Annotated in this window: 14 protein-coding genes; 6 read left to right on the forward strand and 8 right to left on the reverse strand. The window is 52.9% G+C overall.

Annotated elements, in window-relative coordinates; genetic code table 11:
* The first annotated feature begins 3 nt into the window (after nt 1-3).
* The 3 genes from EYZ66_RS08230 to EYZ66_RS08240 all read left to right on the forward strand — a co-directional run bounded on the left by EYZ66_RS08230 (nt 4) and on the right by EYZ66_RS08240 (nt 4,769).
* Entirely contained in the window at nt 4-954 is a 951-nt protein-coding gene (locus EYZ66_RS08230) for a fumarylacetoacetate hydrolase family protein (RefSeq protein WP_009574347.1), read from the forward strand.
* A gap of 177 nt (nt 955-1,131) precedes the next feature.
* The gene (katG, locus tag EYZ66_RS08235) at nt 1,132-3,354 is read left to right on the forward strand and encodes a catalase/peroxidase HPI (protein WP_009574346.1); all 2,223 of its coding nucleotides are present in this window, start codon (nt 1,132-1,134) and stop codon (nt 3,352-3,354) included.
* Nucleotides 3,355-3,518: 164 nt separating this feature from the next.
* Complete coding sequence (locus EYZ66_RS08240; protein WP_083814300.1) at nt 3,519-4,769, forward strand: transporter substrate-binding domain-containing protein; 1,251 nt, start codon at nt 3,519-3,521, stop codon at nt 4,767-4,769.
* On the opposite strand, the gene EYZ66_RS08245 is transcribed toward EYZ66_RS08240, so the two are convergent.
* Complete coding sequence (locus EYZ66_RS08245; RefSeq protein ID WP_009574344.1) at nt 4,766-6,511, reverse strand: AsmA family protein; 1,746 nt, start codon at nt 6,509-6,511, stop codon at nt 4,766-4,768. The genes EYZ66_RS08240 and EYZ66_RS08245 overlap by 4 nt on opposite strands.
* 117 nt (nt 6,512-6,628) lie before the next feature.
* On the opposite strand from EYZ66_RS08245, the gene EYZ66_RS08250 reads away from it, so the two are divergent.
* Nucleotides 6,629-7,813, forward strand: a complete 1,185-nt coding sequence (locus EYZ66_RS08250) for an MFS transporter (RefSeq protein ID WP_009574343.1) — start codon at nt 6,629-6,631, stop codon at nt 7,811-7,813.
* Here EYZ66_RS08250 and EYZ66_RS08255 read toward each other — a convergent pair.
* On the reverse strand, nt 7,810-8,445 hold the full coding sequence (locus EYZ66_RS08255) for a glutathione S-transferase (RefSeq protein ID WP_342353802.1): 636 nt from the start codon (nt 8,443-8,445) through the stop codon (nt 7,810-7,812). The two genes, EYZ66_RS08250 and EYZ66_RS08255, sit on opposite strands and share 4 nt — an antisense overlap.
* Before the next feature lie 9 nt (nt 8,446-8,454).
* A complete protein-coding gene (locus EYZ66_RS08260) occupies nt 8,455-9,240 on the reverse strand; it encodes a crotonase/enoyl-CoA hydratase family protein (protein WP_040815675.1) in 786 nt (261 codons plus the stop codon).
* A 119-nt stretch (nt 9,241-9,359) separates the two neighbouring features.
* Between EYZ66_RS08260 and EYZ66_RS08265 the strand changes: the two genes are divergently transcribed.
* Nucleotides 9,360-10,295, forward strand: a complete 936-nt coding sequence (locus tag EYZ66_RS08265) for an alpha/beta fold hydrolase (RefSeq protein WP_160195640.1) — start codon at nt 9,360-9,362, stop codon at nt 10,293-10,295.
* A 53-nt stretch (nt 10,296-10,348) separates the two neighbouring features.
* Here the strand turns inward: EYZ66_RS08265 and EYZ66_RS08270 are convergent, their stop codons facing one another.
* From EYZ66_RS08270 to EYZ66_RS08285, 4 genes are all read right to left on the reverse strand, one after another.
* Nucleotides 10,349-10,558 (reverse strand): hypothetical protein, encoded by a 210-nt coding sequence (locus EYZ66_RS08270; protein WP_139042503.1) that lies wholly within the window; start codon nt 10,556-10,558, stop codon nt 10,349-10,351.
* A 128-nt stretch (nt 10,559-10,686) separates the two neighbouring features.
* Nucleotides 10,687-11,244: a nuclear transport factor 2 family protein gene (locus tag EYZ66_RS08275; RefSeq protein ID WP_009574338.1), complete on the reverse strand. Its 558-nt coding sequence runs from the start codon at nt 11,242-11,244 to the stop codon at nt 10,687-10,689.
* A gap of 10 nt (nt 11,245-11,254) precedes the next feature.
* Nucleotides 11,255-12,310 carry a phosphotransferase gene (locus tag EYZ66_RS08280; protein ID WP_083814299.1) on the reverse strand — a complete coding sequence of 352 codons (1,056 nt, stop codon included), beginning with the start codon at nt 12,308-12,310 and terminating at the stop codon, nt 11,255-11,257.
* Between the two features lie 40 nt (nt 12,311-12,350).
* Nucleotides 12,351-13,451 (reverse strand): Rv3169 family protein, encoded by a 1,101-nt coding sequence (locus EYZ66_RS08285; RefSeq protein WP_009574336.1) that lies wholly within the window; start codon nt 13,449-13,451, stop codon nt 12,351-12,353.
* 170 nt (nt 13,452-13,621) lie between these two features.
* On the opposite strand from EYZ66_RS08285, the gene EYZ66_RS08290 reads away from it, so the two are divergent.
* A complete protein-coding gene (locus tag EYZ66_RS08290; protein WP_009574335.1) occupies nt 13,622-15,154 on the forward strand; it encodes a 4-hydroxyphenylacetate 3-hydroxylase family protein in 1,533 nt (510 codons plus the stop codon).
* Between the two features lie 38 nt (nt 15,155-15,192).
* On the opposite strand, the gene EYZ66_RS08295 is transcribed toward EYZ66_RS08290, so the two are convergent.
* Complete coding sequence (locus EYZ66_RS08295) at nt 15,193-18,063, reverse strand: DUF7133 domain-containing protein (protein WP_009574334.1); 2,871 nt, start codon at nt 18,061-18,063, stop codon at nt 15,193-15,195.
* Nucleotides 18,064-18,070: the final 7 nt, after the last annotated feature.

Consider the following 18,070-nt stretch of genomic DNA (forward strand, 5'->3'; position numbering starts at 1 on the left):
CACATGGCCGTAAATATTGCGCGTATTGACTACCAAGGTAATACCCAGTGGGGACGCCCGTCGGGCGAGAGTATCACCCTACTCCCAATTCCATGCAGCACCACCGGCGAACTGATTTCCGCGTACTCCGCCGACGAACTCAAATCGATGAACGGTCCTGAGGTGACGCTCTCGCACGTTAAAATCTTGAGTCCAGTGACAACCAATCAGCAGTTCGTCTGTCAAGGCGCAAACTATCGGCAACATATGATTGAGTCGGGCGTCGACCCTGATGCCAAGTCGTTTAATATGATTTTCACCAAAGCGGCTAGCTGCATATGCCCCGCGGATAGTCCAGTGATTCGACCCAGGCACGTCAAGTTACTCGACTACGAAGTAGAGCTCGGTTTAGTCCTAAAGCAAACCATTGAATCTGCGATTGAAGTCAGTCCTGAATCCATCTTGGATTACGTCGCCGGTTTGGTCATCGTCAATGACTACTCAGCACGCGACATACAAATCCCGCAAATGCAATTTTACAAAGGTAAAAGCTTCCGCACCTTCGGCCCGGTGGGACCTTGGCTGTGCTTGCTAGAACCGGGGGATGATGCCTATCTACTCAATCTTGACCTTGAGCTGAAAGTCGACGGTGAGATTCGCCAAAGGGACAACACCTCTAATCTTGTCTTCCAGCCAGCAGAGACATTAACCGAACTCTCTGGCGTCCAAGACTTTGCGCCTGGTGATTTGTTGGCGACAGGCACACCCGCGGGTTGTGCTTTAGCAGCACCCTCACCACGAGTCCAGCGCCTGATGGGACTCATTCCAGAACAGACCAAGTGGCGTTTATTTGTCAACGCTCAGAGTAAACGCACCCAATACCTGCAACCTGGTCAAACAGTGACAACAACGATTCGGTCCCAGTGCGGTTCCATCGATTTGGGCACCCAAACCAACCGAGTCGTTGCTGAGTAATTACGCTTAAACCAATCGGTTTTTTTAAACCCATTAAAAAAACCGATTGATCTCTTCGAAAATATCAAATTCCCTTTGCGGTCCCCTGCCCATACATTACGCCCAACGACGGCGCGTTGTGGCTGACACGCGCCTATCGTTTGAACTTCTATGTAATGAACTGGAGGCTGGACGAACATGAAAAAACAAAAACGATCATTGGTAAGCGCCGTTGCCATGGCGCTGTCGTTAACGGCAGCATCATCTGGCGTTAGCGCTATGAGCGAGGCCAAGACCACACAATTCTGGTGGCCTGAAGCCATAAATTTAAGCCCTTTGCGACAACATGCGCCACAGTCAAACCCGTATGGCGACGATTTTGATTACGCCGCTGAATTTGCGAAGTTAGACCTTGATGCCGTCAAGTCAGATATCGAGGCGCTACTGACACAGTCTCAAGACTGGTGGCCAGCAGACTACGGCCATTACGGTCCGTTCTTTATTCGCATGGCGTGGCACAGCGCTGGTACTTATCGAGTGAGCGACGGCCGTGGCGGCGCAGGCGGTGGCCAACAGCGGTTTGAACCACTAAACAGCTGGCCCGATAACGCCAACCTCGACAAAGCACGTCGACTGTTATGGCCCATCAAGCAAAAGTATGGCCGAAGCCTATCTTGGGCCGATTTGATGGTGTTAACGGGTAACGTTGCGCTTGAGTCTATGGGCTTTAAAACCTTTGGCTTCGCTGGCGGACGTGAGGACGACTGGGAACCCGATTTGGTTTATTGGGGACCTGAGAACGAGTTTTTAGATGACAAACGCTACCACGGTGATCGTGAGCTGGAGCGCCCATTAGCGGCGGTACAAATGGGCTTGATCTATGTGAACCCCGAAGGTCCCAATGGCAATCCTGACCCCCTACTGGCAGCGAAAGATATCCGCGAGACCTTTGGCCGCATGGCAATGAACGACGAAGAGACTGTTGCCTTGATTGCAGGTGGTCACACCTTTGGTAAAGCGCACGGCGCGAAAAGCCCAGAGGAATGCGTAGGCCCAGAACCGGCAGCTGCCGCTATTGAAGAGCAGGGCTTAGGCTGGACCAACAAATGCGGAAAAGGCAACGCCGAAGATACGATCACGAGTGGCTTAGAAGGCGCTTGGTCTGTGAACCCGATCGCTTGGACCACACAGTACCTAGACAACTTGTTTGCTTACGAGTGGGTCCAGACCCGCAGCCCAGCGGGTGCAATTCAATGGATCCCCGCGGACGGTCAAGCGGCAAATTTGGTGCCTGACGCCCACATAGAGGGCAAACGTCACGCCCCGATTATGTTTACTACCGACCTATCGTTGAAGATGGACCCTGAGTACCGCAAGATCTCGAAGCGTTTCCAGGAAAACCCTGCAGAATTTGAGTTGGCGTTCGCCAAAGCATGGTTCAAGTTGACCCATCGTGATATGGGGCCTGCGGCTCGTTACTTGGGCACCGATGTACCCAGCGAGACTCTCACTTGGCAGGATCCTATCCCAACGGTCGACCACAAGTTGGTGAGCGATCGTCACATCAAGAAACTCAAGAAAGCGATTCTTGATACTGGATTGTCAACTCAGGAACTGGTCAGAACGGCATGGGCGTCAGCCTCTAGCTTCCGCGGCACAGATATGCGCGGTGGTGCCAACGGCGCGCGTATCCGTTTGGAGCCTCAACGCAGCTGGGCAGCCAACAACCCAGAGGAGCTTGCGGGCGTCTTACTGAAACTGGAGCAGGTGCAGGCCGACTTCAACAAGTCAGCCCGTGGCGGCAAACAAATCTCCTTGGCGGACATTATCGTCCTCGGGGGAGCAGTAGCGATCGAAGAAGCCGCTAAGCAGGCGGGCTACGACATTGACGTTCCGTTTAACCCGGGCCGCGGCGACGCAACTCAGGATCAAACCGATGTTGAGTCATTCGCTGTGCTTGAGCCAAACGCAGACGGTTTCAGAAACTACTACACCGATGCGTCTTGGTCATCACCTGTGAACATGATGATCGACAAGGCTAACTTGCTGAATCTGACAGTACCTGAAATGACCGCACTGGTGGGTGGTTTACGTGCTCTGGATGCCAATACTGCTGGCGCCAAACACGGTGTATTCACAGACCGCCCAGGGACGTTGAGCACGGATTTCTTCACAAACCTGCTCGACATGTCCACCGTTTGGAAGCCAGCGAAAGAGGCCGGTATTTACGAAGGTAAAGATCGCTCCACGGGTGCCCTTAAGTGGACGGCCACGCCCGTCGATCTAATGTTCGGTTCGAGCTCGGAGCTTCGCGCGATAGCCGAAGTCTACGCCGCTGCAGACGGTGGCGAGAAGTTCGTCAACGACTTCGTCGCAGCGTGGACGAAAGTCATGACAGCCGATCGTTTCGATCTTAAGTAAGCCGATACCATCCTATCCACATTGAGGCGGCCCGAGTGGCCGCTTTTTTTTACCCGCTCGTCTGCCTGTGTTTATCGCTGTGGCACTCACTCAGTCCAGGTAGAAGTCGACAAGCACCCCACGTTTAGTATCATGCGCTATCTTCTGACTGCTTGTAATTTGGTATGCGTAAACCCCGGCACATAACGGCTCTCTTATTCTGCTTGCTGACCTCCCTGACTAGCGTCGCAGATAACCACTCAGAACAAACGCTCTACCAACTCATGAGCGAACGCCTTGCGCTCATGCCCGAGGTCGCTAAGTACAAGTGGCATCACAACCTGCCCATCGAAGACCTCGCTCGGGAAGCCATGGTGTTAGAACGCACGGTTTCGCGCACCACGGTGCTTGATCCAATCCATACCAAAACCTTTTTCGGCCTGCAGATGACCGCTGCCAAAGCGATTCAAGCAAACGTCTTTCAGTCCCTAACAAACACAGACGTAGTCGCGTCCGACGTTCGCTCTTTGAATGACGATCTTCGTCCCAAACTTACCTTGCTGGGCGATCAAATCATTGAACAACTGCTGATCTCTTATCAAAACGGAACACCGTTGAACCGAGCGCACTTTGACGCGCACTTCGCACACTTCGAACTTAACCCCCAAATTAAAGACGGTTTGTTCAAGTCTCTTGAGCTAGTGCTCACGCCGCCTAACCTCGACCCGCGCGATACCCTCGCGCGCCTTGAAAAAGATAAAACCTTGCGGGTGGGCGTCACCCTCGATTACGAGCCCTTCAGCTATCAAGACAACGAAGGCAATAGGGCCGGGATTGACATCGAACTCGCAACAGCGCTTGCCAAAGAGTTTGGCTACCGCATCGTTTGGGTCAAAACATCATGGCCTACGCTGATGGCTGACGCCGAAGATAATTTGTTTGACATCGCACTGAGCGGGATATCAATTACTGCACAACGACAGCATCGCATGATGTTTTCTGCCCCCTACCACACCGGCGGGAAAACCGCGATCGGCCGTTGCTCTTCCGTCGACGAGCTCAACACCCTTGCCTTGATAGACCGCGCCGAAACCCGAATCATCGTCAACCCCGGAGGCACCAATGAGCGCTTCGTTCGCAGCGCGCTGACCAACGCGAGTATTCGCATCCATCCTGACAATCGCACGATCTTTAACGAACTTGTCAGTGGCACAGCAGACGCGATGTTTACAGATTCGATAGAGGCACAGCTACAGGCCACCAAACACCCCTCGTTGTGCGTGCTATTGGATCAGCCGTTAACCTTCCAGCAGAAAGGCATATTACTGCAACCCGATCCAGAACTGAAAAAGCGTATCGATACCTGGCTGCTCGACTACCTGTCGTCTCATGATGTTAGCGCGTTGTTCTCGAAGCACGGGGTAGATCCAGACTAACGTTTGAATAGACCTTTGAGCTTATCCTGGACTTTGTCTTTGAGCTTGGACTCCACCTTCGATTTAACCGCGTCTTTTGCCAGGTCCTTCAACTGAGACTCCACGACGCTCTTATCGACCCGAATTGATGGATTTGCAAAGGCACCCTGTACCGATACCGGAATATCAAACCGCTCAACGTCAATCGGCTCGCCTTTAATCATCAGGCTCGCATCACTCAGTTGCGCCGCCAGTAGCAGGTTCAGCTCGCCTGTATCCCTGTGATTAAAGTCGCCGCTTAGCGCTATATTTACGATGCCGTCGTTCACCTTATTCGCAACAGAGCTGTTCAGCTGAGCTTTGATGGCCTGGTAATCAATATTGTTGAAGTAGCCCTGTACCCTGCTATTTACGCCAGAACTCACCAGCGACTCAAAAATGACATCCAATGCAATGTTGTCCGACGCTGAAGTCAATAACAGACGGGGCGCCGCGGTGTTCTGCGCAGGCTGTGAGCTCAATGAAGTCATCTCGATCGCCAGAGCCTCAGGCGCAAGCCAATCAACGGTTAGCGCATCGATGTAAACTCGATCAATGTTGGTTTGCCAATACCGACGAGCCAAAGGCTCATGAACCACAGAGGCATAACCACTGTTCTGAATTTGCTCATCCAGCCAAGTCTCATAATCTGGATCCGCTGGACTAGGTTGTGTCGCTTGTTCGTCCGATTCCCACCGATCCAACCATTCTTTGACCTGAGCCAGACGTTCTTTCCACTCTTTGGCTTGCTTCAAGTAATCTTCGATGCTTTCCGAATCGACGTCACTCACCTCGGGCACATGGACCACAGGCCCGGTGAGTTGACCCTCCGTCGCACGCGGACTACCCGATTGTGCCTGACGCAAAGTTAACTCATCGACTTGTACCTGCTTGCTCAGCAAGTCAGCCCAACTCACTGTCATCGATAGCTGGTTTGCGGCGAGAAGATTGGTCGCTAAATTTTCCGAATCCGCGATCTCTAGGCCCTCCAGACTTAATCGCCCACGCCAGATATTGAATTCGGCTTGTTCGATATCAACGGTCGCGCCATTGGCTGCAGCGAGTGCTGATGACAAAAAACCACGCGCATGGTTGTTAGCCCATTGATTGCCCGTGAAGCCGGCAAAAAGGATGACAACACCCGCGACCGCGGCACCCTTCCAGCGCCAAAAACCGATGTGTTTATCGAGTGCCGCTACAATGCCGTTCGAGGCGCTGACACCCAAGGTCAGTTGGAGCACCCACCGCCCAACCGGCTTACTGGCAAAGGATTGATATTTGGAACTCCCCTCAAGAGAGGTCGCTGTGCGACGCAACCAGCCCAATCCCGCCATCAGCAAAGCCGATATCGCCACCGTCATTGGCAAAGTCCATAGCAAGGCGCCAGACACTAGAGGGTATTCCAACCCAAACCAAGCCAGCACAGGAAGGGACGCAATATTCATCCAGTTTTCGGCAAGCGGTCCCGTCAGCAGCCATTGCCCTGAGCTGAAGACCACCCCTGCCCCGAGCCAGAAGAGCGTCTTCATTACAAGCGTAGCTACGGCCAAAACGCCCCAGTTGACGCGAACGACGCTCGTCAACACCAACACGCTCAACAACAAGCCTAAGCTATTTGACGCACTCACGACACACGCGAGGCAAGCACCCAACCAGGTACTGACAACGATATGTGGCGTCGAAACACCACCTCGTAAAAACTGCTTAATCGAATGTCCTACCACGCGCCCGACTCCCATTAACAAAGGATTGATCGTGACATCATACACTGGCAGGTCTGTTGTATAATAGTTCGCTTCAATAACACTGGCTCGGATGAGCCGCTAATCAGAGCCCTCCCCATGTCTATCGCAACACGTAACTTAAGCTTGCTTATCGGCGCGCAAATGGCGTTCGTATCGGGCTCTGTCATCACAGTAACCATGGGGGGTATTATCGGGGCCAAAATAGCCCCCAGTGCCAGTATCGCGACACTGCCCGTATCCCTCATGATTCTGGGTACAGCGCTCGGCACCATACCAGCCTCTCGAATCATGCAGGCTTTGGGTCGAAAAGCGGGTTTTATTGGCGCTGCTCTGGCCGCTGCCGGCGCGATGCTGCTGGCGGGGTTTGCTATTAAAGCGTCTTTATTTTGGTTGTACTGCATCGCGACAGCCTGTACGGGTATTACGATTGCCTTCAGCCAGCAATTTCGGTTTGCTGCCGCCGAAAGCGTGCCGTTACACAGAGCAGGGCTCGCCATCAGTTTGATTTTAATTGGAAGCATCGGTGGCGCCTTCCTGGGGCCAGAGCTCATTGCCCAAGGCGAACGATTTGCGGAAAGCGCATTCATGGGCGCTCTGCAGGCGGCTGCAGGCTTATTTTGCATGGCCGCGATATTGCTTGCCTGTTTGTCGCTACCGGAAATGATCGCCGATGCCGACGAACATCCAGATCAGGCAGCTCGTCCGCTACGAGAAATTGCCCAAAATCCTTATTTTCTGTTGGCCGTGCTCTCGGGTACCGTCGGCTACGGCGTCATGACCTACATCATGACAGCCACCCCGGTATCGATGCACGTGCACGATGGCCACAGCCTGACCGATACCGCTCAAGTCATTCGTGCCCACGTTCTGGGAATGTACGTCCCCTCGTTATTCTCCGGTTTGCTGATCACGCGCTTCGGCGAAAAACCCATTATCACTCTTGGGCTAATCGCTTACGTAATAACACTCGGAGCAGCACTCGCCGGGCAGCAAGTCATGCACTACACCATCTCCATGATTCTTTTAGGCGTCGGCTGGAACTTTATGTTTGTTGGCGGTACCACACTGCTGGTTAGCACCTATCGGGCGTCCGAGCGTTTTAGGGTGCAAGGTATCAATGACGCCGCAGTGTTTGGCACCTCTGCCCTAGGCAGTCTATTGGCCGGAACGTTGCTATCCAGCTTTGGCTGGACCACTGTGGTGATCTCAACGGTACCAGCTTTGGTCGCGGTCAGCGGTATGTTGATTTGGTTAAAAGGTCGGCCAGTGGCAACAGTTTAGGGAGCCTCCGAAAACGAGAATTCCAAGCGTTTGTCCATAACAGCGACAAACGTCGGGTGCTCTAGCCAGAAACTTAACCAATGTCTCAGTGCCTGCAGATCTTGCTGCGAGTCGAACCAGGCGCGATCAACGTTGGCAAACTGCCGCACAAATGGGAATAACGCCACATCCGCGGCACTGGGTTTTGGGCCCAACAGGAATTCTGACGCCTGTAACCGTGCATCCCAGGCATTCAGGGTCCGTAGCGCTTGTGAACGATAGTATTCGGGGCTGTGCTCCGGATAACCGACATGGTACTTATAGCGATCCAGCCAGGGCTTAAACACCTGATCGCACTCGTCGATCAAAGCCTCAATGTACTCCGGACCGGGGGCCAACCACCCGTCATGATCGGCTTGCGCCAGTGCCCAAAAAAGAATATCACGACTTTCATCTAAGACCTCGCCGGTTGGCAAGGCCAGCACAGGCACAGTGCCCTTTGGCGATAAGGTCAGCATGGCTGCAGGTTTATTTTTAAGCTCAACTTCAATCAGCGTAAGCGTAACTCGAGCTTGATAAAGTGCCATGCGAGCCCGCATGGCATAGGGACAGCGGCGAAAACTAAACAGTCTAGGAAGCGCCATACACCACATGCTCGCTACCTATTGAAAGTTTGCCGCTCGCCCTTCCATTTGCGCCATCACGGCTTCAATTTGATTGGGTTTACCAATGACCTTGTCTTGCTCGACGGACTCGGCCATCAGCAACTCGGCGTCGCTGCCCTCACCTAAAAGATTACAAATACGCTTGCTACCGCGAATGGCCGCCGGATTCTTGCCGGCAATAACGTTGGCTAGGGCCATGGCATCCTCTAGAGGATCAACTGCCACGTGTGTAGCGAAACCCATAGCCTGCGCTTGAGTCCCAGAGAATTCCTCATTGGTATAAATCAACTGTCGCAGATGATCTTCGCGCACGATGCCGCGCCATAAGGGGAAGCCGCCCATATCGGGCACCAAACCCCATTTCATCTCCATGATAGAGCACCGCGTATCGGGGTGAATGAAGCGAATATCGGCCCCCGACATGATTTGAAAGCCGCCACCAAAAGCGATGCCATGCACCGCTGCGATAACGGGCACATCGAGAGTGCGCCACCCCCAAGCCACCTGCTGCCAGGCATTCGCAAGCCCATAGGTGCGCTCGATCAAATCAGAGCCAGGACTGCCTCCCGAATTCGTGAAGTTACTCAAGTCCAAACCCGCACAGAACGCACGCCCCTGTCCTTTTAATACCACCACTCTGACATCATCCATAGTTCTCAGCTCGTCAATCATGTTGTTGATTGCCTTAAACATCTCTGGATCCAAAGCGTTCATTTTATCGGCGCGGTTGAGTGTTACGACGGCGATGTGGTTGGCAACTTCGATGATGACTCGTTCAGACATGATGGGCCCTTTTGTTATGCTGTAAAAACCTAACTGTAACCCAAAATGAAAAGCTTGTCTGGCATCCATCGGGATGTTCCTTTACGATCCCAGCACAATAAAAAAACTCAGGGTGCCCCATGCATATTTTGACAAAGATCATCCTTTGGCTGTTCGCACTGGTCGTCGTGATAACCGCCATACCCTATGGCTACGTCTTACTGACCACCGCACCGCTCGACCGAGCTGAGCAAGACACTCTAGGCGGTTTATACTTGGATACCAAGCAAGGACGGTTATCGTATACACGTGACGGCGACGAGAACGCGCCAGCAGTGATTCTGGTTCACGGCTTCAGCACGCCTAAATTTGTTTGGAATCAAGTAAAACCTGAGCTCGTCAATGCTGGCTTTGAAGTCATTACCTTTGATCATTTGGGACGCGGTTTCTCTGACCGCCCCAAAGGCCCCTACGACAGCAATTTATATCGCCAGGAACTTCTGGACGTCATCGAAGGGCTCGACTTAAACACACCAGTAAGTATGGTTGGCTACTCTATGGGCGGCGCCAACGTCATTGATTTTGCTGCAGAGTACCCAGAACACGTTAAACAACTTGTTTTAATCGCGCCTGCTGGCTACATGGGTAATTCAGGCTCGCTAAGCACTCTAGCCAAGCCAATACTCGGTGACTATATCGCCACCGTATTTGGTAAAGAGTACGCAATAAAATCCATCCGCGAAGAGGTCAATTCGGGCGCGGCGCCCGCCGAGATGTTGCCCTTGTTTGAACAACAAGCGTCGTATCACGGGTATACCAACGCTTTGTTATCTACTTTGCGACATTACCCGATGGGTGCCATGTCAGAGCGCTATCAGATAGTGGGTCGAACCAACATCCCAGTTCACGCGATTTGGGGCACAGCAGATCAAGTGGTCCCCTACTGTGGCTTGGCAGAAATGGCGGAAGACGTGCCACAGTTAACCTCGACAACCTTAGATGAAGGCAACCACAACATTACGTATGCGCGAGCGAGGGAAGTGACAAGGGCTTTACTGGATGCACTTGCCCCCTGAAAGTCATATAAATCAAACGTCGTTGCTTGCCGCGGGTGTTGCGCGTCTGGTCACTATTCTGACGCCGTCTGGGAAATCGGCATGGAAATCTGATGCAAGGATTCGAGAGGAGAAACGGCCCGCAACAATTGCACTTCAATCAAGCGCTCGATGAGTCGACGCTGATAGTCCGAATCTGGTGTTTCGTTGGACTTATCATTCTGGCCGCACCCTGCCAGTAGCATAGAAATTCCAACGGACGCGAATAACAGTCTGCGAGACATTACGAATACCTTACTTCCCAGCGCTTAGTCTTTCACAATTAAATAACACCTGCAATGCTAAGACATGACGTTCATTGGCAAACCTAACCTAACCGATACAACGGATTCCGCGCCGGCATTTACTGCAGCTAGTCAGCGTCTTGATCGAGCAAGCCTGCTTGACGCCTCAGCAGCAACCATTGCGACCCCGCTCGTTGCCATACGTGCCAGTACCGAGAAGTCACAGACTCAAATTCATCGCTTTGCCCCTGAGTTCGAACCGTACCCCAGATGAGCGTGCGATCAGCCGCCGAGTAAAAATAACGGTCGCCTAACTCGAAGCGCTCGACTAGCTTGGGACTTTGCCTTAAGTATTCGAGCAGGCGATGTTTGCTCAGCTCTGTTTGGTAATGCGTTAAGTACCTAAAGTCTTCATGCAACAGATCAGCGATAGAGGTAGAGTCTGACGCAAGACGCGCAAAGTACTCGGCATCCAACGCCAAAACAAAAGCGCTTTGAGAACTTTCATCAGTCGCCTCGGCAGCATTGATCGAGCACGAGACCGCAGCGAAACAGACAGCGACTATCAAAGCGCACAGCGACAGGCAGCTGCGCCTATCACGACGAATCGATACGGACATCTCCCGCTCCACTATCCGATCAACAACACGATGCATATCGCCCTCTTTAGAGTGAATGACTTTCATAGCGTCTGGCTCAGTCAAGCTTGCTCAAAAACGCCACACTATCCAATTCTAACGCTTGCCAACCGGGACGCTCGGCCATCACCGCAAACATTTCATCACCTCGCTCCGTGCGCTCGACTAACATGCTAGAGAACACCGCCATAATCAGCCCAGAAATAGCCTGTAGCCGATATTCCCGCAGCAATGCGTCGCGATCAAAGATCGCACCCGCTTGCTCTAGAGTAGCAAAGTAACATTCAACCAGAGCCATTTCGTTCACTCGTCGCTCACTCCGATCGGCGATGCTCGTTCCGATAAAGTAGGCCACGTCCTTCATGGGGCACCCCATGCCCAGCGTCTGCCAATCCAACACGAAAGGACGTTCTCCGCTTGATCCAAACAGTGAGTTGTCCAGACGAAAGTCGCCGTGAACAAGTGTCACCAAGGGTGATTGGCGTTGTTCCAAGGCTACATAGTGCTCGGCAACAACATCGCCCATTGCCAAAATCTCGGCGTCGAGCCGGTTCTCATATCGAGCCTTAAACTGGGGCCAAAACTCTGCATAAAGGGCGATGCGAATCGCCCGCATAGCTTGATCTTTTGCAAACAAACGGTGCGCAGCCAGGGACTCATCACCTATGAAAGGGGCGTGAAGGTGAGCTAATTCTTTGACGCCTGCAACGACCTGCGCGAGGCTAGCACCTTGGAGCTGATCTCCTTGACAAGCTGGCGAGCAATCCTGCAAAAGCAATTGAAAATTGCCCGTATCGGCATCGAACCAACTGCCAAAATACTCAGGACAATGAATGTTCGAACGAACCCGCAGCTCTTCATACCAGAGCAATTCTTTTTCGTACAAGCCAAACTCCAGACTGGTAGCTCGACTGGTCGGATCCTGGCTTGGACATTTCACGACCACAGAGCTTGGCGTGGACTGACCGGGATCGGCCCACTGCAGACGTCCACGATAACTTGCCGCGACCTGCCCTGTTCCCACCGAGTCCCAAACGATAGCCTCAAGCTTCCCTGGCGTCGCACCCAGACAGCGTTCGACCCATCCCAAAGAGACCTGCGGCTGTGACATCATCGCGTTCCTTTTTTGTTGTTGGCTAATGGAAAATGACGCTTCATGAGCGGTGAACGTCCAACCCCTCGCCCATACCCGTGGGCGCGTGTGCACCAACAAACATCTGCTCTACAACACCGGTCCCTTGATGAATCGCACCCTGAAATTCCAAAGTGACATCAGATATCGCTTGAATGTGGAGAAAACGTGGATCCAATGAGCATTGATGCACATCCCACGTGTCGTGCGTAACTGCCAGGTCGCCGTGATCAGTGCCATGGCCCCATTCAGGATGCATGTAGCCAAGCCCTGGCATAAAAAAGGTCGCGGTCGGTCGGAACGTCAGCACCGCGTCGCCCTGCTCTGACTGACACAACGCTCTCAGCTCTTTGATTTTGCGGCTTGAAGGCCCCTCCCACTCGTACTGGTATGCCACTTCGTCAAATTTAATGATATCGCCATCAATCGCTTGAATGGCGCCTAAGCGATTCCAAGGTCGTCCGTATTCGTCATCATTAGTGTGCGAAAACGCCACGTAGTCATCAAAGTTGCACGGGTTCCACAACCAAAAAAACTGCGATAAGCCTCCCGCGGCTGGCGGCTGGGGGTCGGGCAAGCCAACTGGGCGGATGCCCCAACTACGATCACGCGTACCTCGGACCTTGCGTCCGTCAAGTTCAGAACGATTGCCATCGACACTGATAAAGCCCGACCACTCAACATTTTGGGTCATTCGGGTGTAATCCATTAGCGAACGCGTCCCAATACGGCGGGTAAACCGAGGCTCCTCCACCGGTGCATGACGTGCCGTCATCGTGACATCGATAGTCATTCCACTATCGTTGTCAGCCAACACAATACGTGACTGACGCAGTGGCTGCTCGATATGAATTGACAAGGGACCGACTTGCAAGACCGAGCGCTCGCCTTGCATGCGTTTACTGGCGCGAACATTGTGTTGCTTGCCACCGTGCAAAATACTGACGGCACCATCCATGATGTCTAAGTTGGGGTATACGCCAAAGGCTATCGCGAAAAAGATTTCACCGTCAGGTGAATACCCATTAAAGAAGTAACGATCGTAAAAATTGCGATCGGTGCCTGCATAGGCCATGGGTTCTGGGGTTTGGTGAAAGGGGTATTCGTCAGCGCCGGTGATCATATTCATAAACCTTATTATTCTGTGAGACAAGTAGCCTATCGCATGTCATTAACGGACTTCCAGCTCTATTTCGATGCCCTTTAGTCATCGACCGATAGCCGCGATTGATTGAAGTTTTTACCTCGTCCAGTATGATCGAACGACGCATAAAAAATCTAGGACTTACACGCATGTCACAGGAATACCGGTTTCCAAAAGAAGAAACAGCGGCGGAACGCTGGGCCCGTTTTACCCCCATCAATACTGGCGACGACTATATCGCGAGCCTCAGAGGTCGCGATGTCAAAGTTTACTTATTCGGCGAGCAGATAGCAGAACCGGTAGATCACCCGATTATTCGCCCATCCATCAATTCGCTGCGAATGACCTACGATCTTGCTATCGAGGATCCAGAGCTCGCAACAGCGCACTCCTCTCTAATTGACGCCACGGTGAACCGTTTTCTGCATATTGTCGAGTCACCCAACGATCTCGTCATGAAAAATAAAATGCAGCGTCGCATGGGCCAACTGACAGGCACCTGCTTCCAGCGTTGTGCAGGGCTAGACACGATCAGTGTTCTGCACTCAATCACCTACGATATTGATCAAAAGCACGGCACAACATATCACCAACGCTATTTAGACTTCATTAAACAGGCGCAAAAGCACAATATTATTATCGGCGCCGGCATGACCGATCCGAAAGGTGACCGCAGCAAGCGACCCGCCGAGCAGGCAGACCCCGATCTTTTTATGCATGTCACACGCCGAACCGACAAAGGTTTGTACGTAAAAGGCGCCAAAGCACATATGACAGGCGGCTTAAACTCGCACTGGATCTGCGTGATGCCTACTCAGAATATGTTAGAGGGCGACAAAGACTATGCGGTTATCGGCATGGTACCGGGTGATGCGGCGGGCCTAACCTACGTTTATGGTCGCCAATCTTGCGATACCCGCGCAATGGAGGCGGGCGATATCGATAAGGGGAATGCGCAGTACGGAGGTCAAGAAACTCTGGTTATGTTTGACGACGTATTCATTCCCTGGGAGCACGTGCTAATGGACGGCGAATACGAATTCGCGCAAGAGCTAGTAACACGCTTTACCGCTTACCATCGCGCCAGCTACGTCTGTAAAACGGGCTTGGGTGATGTCATGGTAGGTGCCGCCGCAAGCATCGCTGAGTACAATGGCGCAGACAAAGCCAGTCACATCAAAGACAAGCTCGTAGAAATGACCCACCTGAACGAAACGATTTATTCGTCAGGAATTGCATCGTCCTATGAGGCCAAGCAACTACCCTCGGGCATTTTCATGAATGACCCACTGCTTGCAAACATCTGTAAGCACAACGTCACGCGCTTCCCTTACGAAATTTCTCGTCTGGCGCAAGATTTAGCCGGCGGAGTCATGGTGACCCTACCTTCTGAAGCTGACTTTAATAGCCCTGAAATGGGCGAACTACTCAAAAAATACTTTCAAGGTCGTAGCGACATTTCGACTGAAGATCGAACGCGTATGCTACGTTTAATCGAAAACATGACACTGGGACGCAATGCGGTAGGCTATCTGACGGAGTCGATGCACGGTGCCGGCTCTCCTCAAGCCCAGCGCATCCAAATTACTCGGGGTATGGATGTCGAACGCAAAAAGCAGTACGCCAAAGACCTCGCGGGGATTATTGCAACCGATCGTTCAGCCAGTGACGTTGCCAATTAGAGCGGCCTTGGTGTGATCCACGCCAAGGCCCCACCCCATCAAGCATCTTTGCGCTTCGCCGGAATCGTTTGACCATCCCGGTTAATAATCAAGCTTTCCGCAGGACCATCACTTGAACGAATAAACTCCACCGTCATGGGCGTATCTCCGCCTTCCACGGCGAATAAATTCTTGCCTCTGGGAGTGAGCACCCCATTCCCGGCCATGCCCGCACTCATCGTCAAACCCTCGGGCTCTTCGGTAATATTGATCGTAATGAAAGAGACCGAATATTTACCCAAATAGGGCCCAAAACCACGATCAAAAGGCACCTTCTCGAGGTCTGCAACGGTCCATGGCTGTTTCCTGTCTTGCGAGGCCGCGCGGATTGAAGCTGCATCTGCCACCGATACCGACGTCGCCATATTGCCCCATGATCGGCGCAAGTAGGTCATCAAGCCCGCCAGGGTCTCGTCGTCAAGATCCGAAATGTGACCATGCGCCGGCATCACACCGTTCCACTCTTTACCTTCGACAATCAAAGGACCCGCCATGCCTTGCAGAATGATGCGACCTAACCACTCTGGAGGGCCCGTCACCCACTCTACGCCCGCGAGAGGTGGCGCTAGACCCGCTAAGCCAGCACCGTCTGTTCCGTGACAACCCGCGCACCGCATGTAAAAGGTCTCGCCTTTTGCCATCAGGGCTTTTTGCTCGGGTGTTAAGGGGTCTACCCCTGCTGCTAGAAGATCACCGGGCCACGTAAAGGCGGGATGCGCGTCTCTGCGTGCCTCAGCTAAAACTTTGGAGTCAACCTGTGCGGTGAATATCGTAGGTGCCGACTCTAGCAAGGCCGGATGAAACCCCGGGACACGCGACAGTTTGCTAAGCCCATCTAACATCGCAATCTGCTGCCATTCTTGCGCCCCAGTTGCCGATTCGATCACGGCGATGAGCTGACCCAAAGCCTCGGGAGCAGGCTCTTCACTCTTCAAGTCACCACGCAACTGACGGTAGGCGTACGCCGCCAAATCAGACAACAACGCGTGCTTACCCTGTGACGCCTCTTGCATCGAGGCATCAGCCAGTAGGTTACGCAAAAATCCAAGTTCCTGCTCAGCAACCGCAACCACAACTGCCTGACGCACAAAGGCATTGTCGATGTGCTGATAGACAAGTTGCTTGAGTACATCGGACACCGAGGGGTTCTCAACTTGATCCGACACGGCGATAGCCCACTGCATGGCAACCAGTGGTGACATACCTTGCGCAGTGTCCGCTAGCTCTAGCAAGGATTCAGTATTGAGCAGCGACGAGCCTGCTCTCAGGGCGTGAATTTGACGCCAAGGATCGTCGACTGCAAAGGCAGACGCCACCACCTTGTCATCGAGTTCACCGCGGCCCTCGAGGGTCCATAGGGCATGAATCGCCGCAAGCGTTTTACCACCTAAGACCACAGCCTGAAGGTCCGCTGCCACATCGGCCTCGCTCGCAATTAACAAACGCTGCGCCGTGTCGCGCGTCCAACCATTATCCGAGCCCAAGAGTTCTACCAGCTCTAAAGCCGATTTAGTGCCTAGATTGGGGAGAGGCATGCGAGGCTTACCCTCCTCATGCGTCACGCGCCAGATCCGACCTTTCCCCACCGGTTTATCAAGGTGACGCTGTAATATTTGCGCTCGAAGCTCGTCGCTCATGTAGTACGAGTCCTGGATAATGCCGCGGTACATATCAACGATATATAGCGCACCATCGGGGCCGTTAAACGCATCAACGGGTCTGAAACGCTCGTCGGTTGACCCTAAAAAGTCTCGTTCACCCCATTGCTCATCGGCATAGAGCTGCTGGGTGGCCTTTAGGCTCATCCCCTCGTCACTCAAACGAAACTGCGACACGACATTACCGGCGCTTTCAGGGATAAACACATCGCGGCTAAAACGCTCAGGGAATTGATCGCCTCGATAGACAGCCAATCCACTCACGCCGGTGGACTTGTTCAAACGCCCATCTTCACGCAAAGTGCCTTCGATATAAGCTCGGTTGACGCCAGGATTAACGCGGACCGAATATACCAAACTCGTTTCAGTCAGATTTTCTTCGATACCCTGATACTTTCTTTCTCCACCAGCGGCGAACAGATCCTCACCAAAAAATAAATCCCCCTGTAGCCAGGTCGAGTTGTGGTTGTAAAACAAGCGTCCGAGGTCGTCTTTGGCAATACCCCACTGACCCCGTTTAGGGCCCATGCGCACCTCTAACTCGCCATTGCGATAGCGAAAGCTCCGTGCCGATTTCGAGTTATACAACCAGTTATCGATGCCCGCCAGAAGGCCATTTTCCATGTGTTCGACGTTCGCTTTACCCACATCGGGCCCGTAATCGCCAATGCGCTCTGGCTGATCACATACCGCGTTGGGCTCAGGCAGTCGGCACAACCATAAATCGGGCGGTACGCCGACCAAAATGCCTTCGTTAACGACCGCCACCGCGCGCGGATTGATGAGCTTGTCCATAAAGACCTCTGACTCATCCATAACGCCATCGCCATCGATGTCACTCAAACGCACGATCTGCCCTACAGGGTCATTTTTACCGTTGCCAAAAATATCAGGCATGTAACCGCGCATTTCCACGACGTAAAGACGACTGTACTCATCCCACGCCATTGCAACAGGGTCTTCTACCAATGGCTCGAATGCGACCAGTTCAATGTTAAACCCCGGCGCGATACGAAAGGCCTTCAAGGCCTCCTGCGGGTTTAAAATGGGGGCTGGCTCAGTGTCGAGCTGGGTGTAATCAAGTGTAGATTCCACCTCTGACCCCTGCGGGTCACTGTCTGCCGATGGCGCCTCGCCAGACGAGCAAGCAGCCACCAAAAGAAATGCGGCGAACACAGCGATACGCTTTGCCATAGTGTTATTGATTTGCATTATTAGC

Source organism: Aequoribacter fuscus, from assembly GCF_009910365.1.
In the GTDB taxonomy this organism is placed as follows: Bacteria; Pseudomonadota; Gammaproteobacteria; order Pseudomonadales; family Halieaceae; genus Aequoribacter; species Aequoribacter fuscus.

What these genes read in the sequence shown, in the direction of transcription:
- EYZ66_RS08230 (WP_009574347.1), top strand. Translation starts at nt 4, where the DNA reads ATGGCCGTAAATATTGCGCGTATTGACTACCAAGGTAATACCCAGTGG.
- katG (WP_009574346.1), top strand. Translation starts at nt 1,132, where the DNA reads ATGAAAAAACAAAAACGATCATTGGTAAGCGCCGTTGCCATGGCGCTG.
- EYZ66_RS08240 (WP_083814300.1), top strand. Translation starts at nt 3,519, where the DNA reads ATGCGTAAACCCCGGCACATAACGGCTCTCTTATTCTGCTTGCTGACC.
- EYZ66_RS08250 (WP_009574343.1), top strand. Translation starts at nt 6,629, where the DNA reads ATGTCTATCGCAACACGTAACTTAAGCTTGCTTATCGGCGCGCAAATG.
- EYZ66_RS08255 (WP_342353802.1), bottom strand. Translation starts at nt 8,445, where the DNA reads ATGTGGTGTATGGCGCTTCCTAGACTGTTTAGTTTTCGCCGCTGTCCC.
- EYZ66_RS08260 (WP_040815675.1), bottom strand. Translation starts at nt 9,240, where the DNA reads ATGTCTGAACGAGTCATCATCGAAGTTGCCAACCACATCGCCGTCGTA.
- EYZ66_RS08265 (WP_160195640.1), top strand. Translation starts at nt 9,360, where the DNA reads ATGCATATTTTGACAAAGATCATCCTTTGGCTGTTCGCACTGGTCGTC.
- EYZ66_RS08270 (WP_139042503.1), bottom strand. Translation starts at nt 10,558, where the DNA reads ATGTCTCGCAGACTGTTATTCGCGTCCGTTGGAATTTCTATGCTACTG.
- EYZ66_RS08275 (WP_009574338.1), bottom strand. Translation starts at nt 11,244, where the DNA reads ATGAAAGTCATTCACTCTAAAGAGGGCGATATGCATCGTGTTGTTGAT.
- EYZ66_RS08280 (WP_083814299.1), bottom strand. Translation starts at nt 12,310, where the DNA reads ATGATGTCACAGCCGCAGGTCTCTTTGGGATGGGTCGAACGCTGTCTG.
- EYZ66_RS08285 (WP_009574336.1), bottom strand. Translation starts at nt 13,451, where the DNA reads ATGATCACCGGCGCTGACGAATACCCCTTTCACCAAACCCCAGAACCC.
- EYZ66_RS08290 (WP_009574335.1), top strand. Translation starts at nt 13,622, where the DNA reads ATGTCACAGGAATACCGGTTTCCAAAAGAAGAAACAGCGGCGGAACGC.
- EYZ66_RS08295 (WP_009574334.1), bottom strand. Translation starts at nt 18,063, where the DNA reads ATGCAAATCAATAACACTATGGCAAAGCGTATCGCTGTGTTCGCCGCA.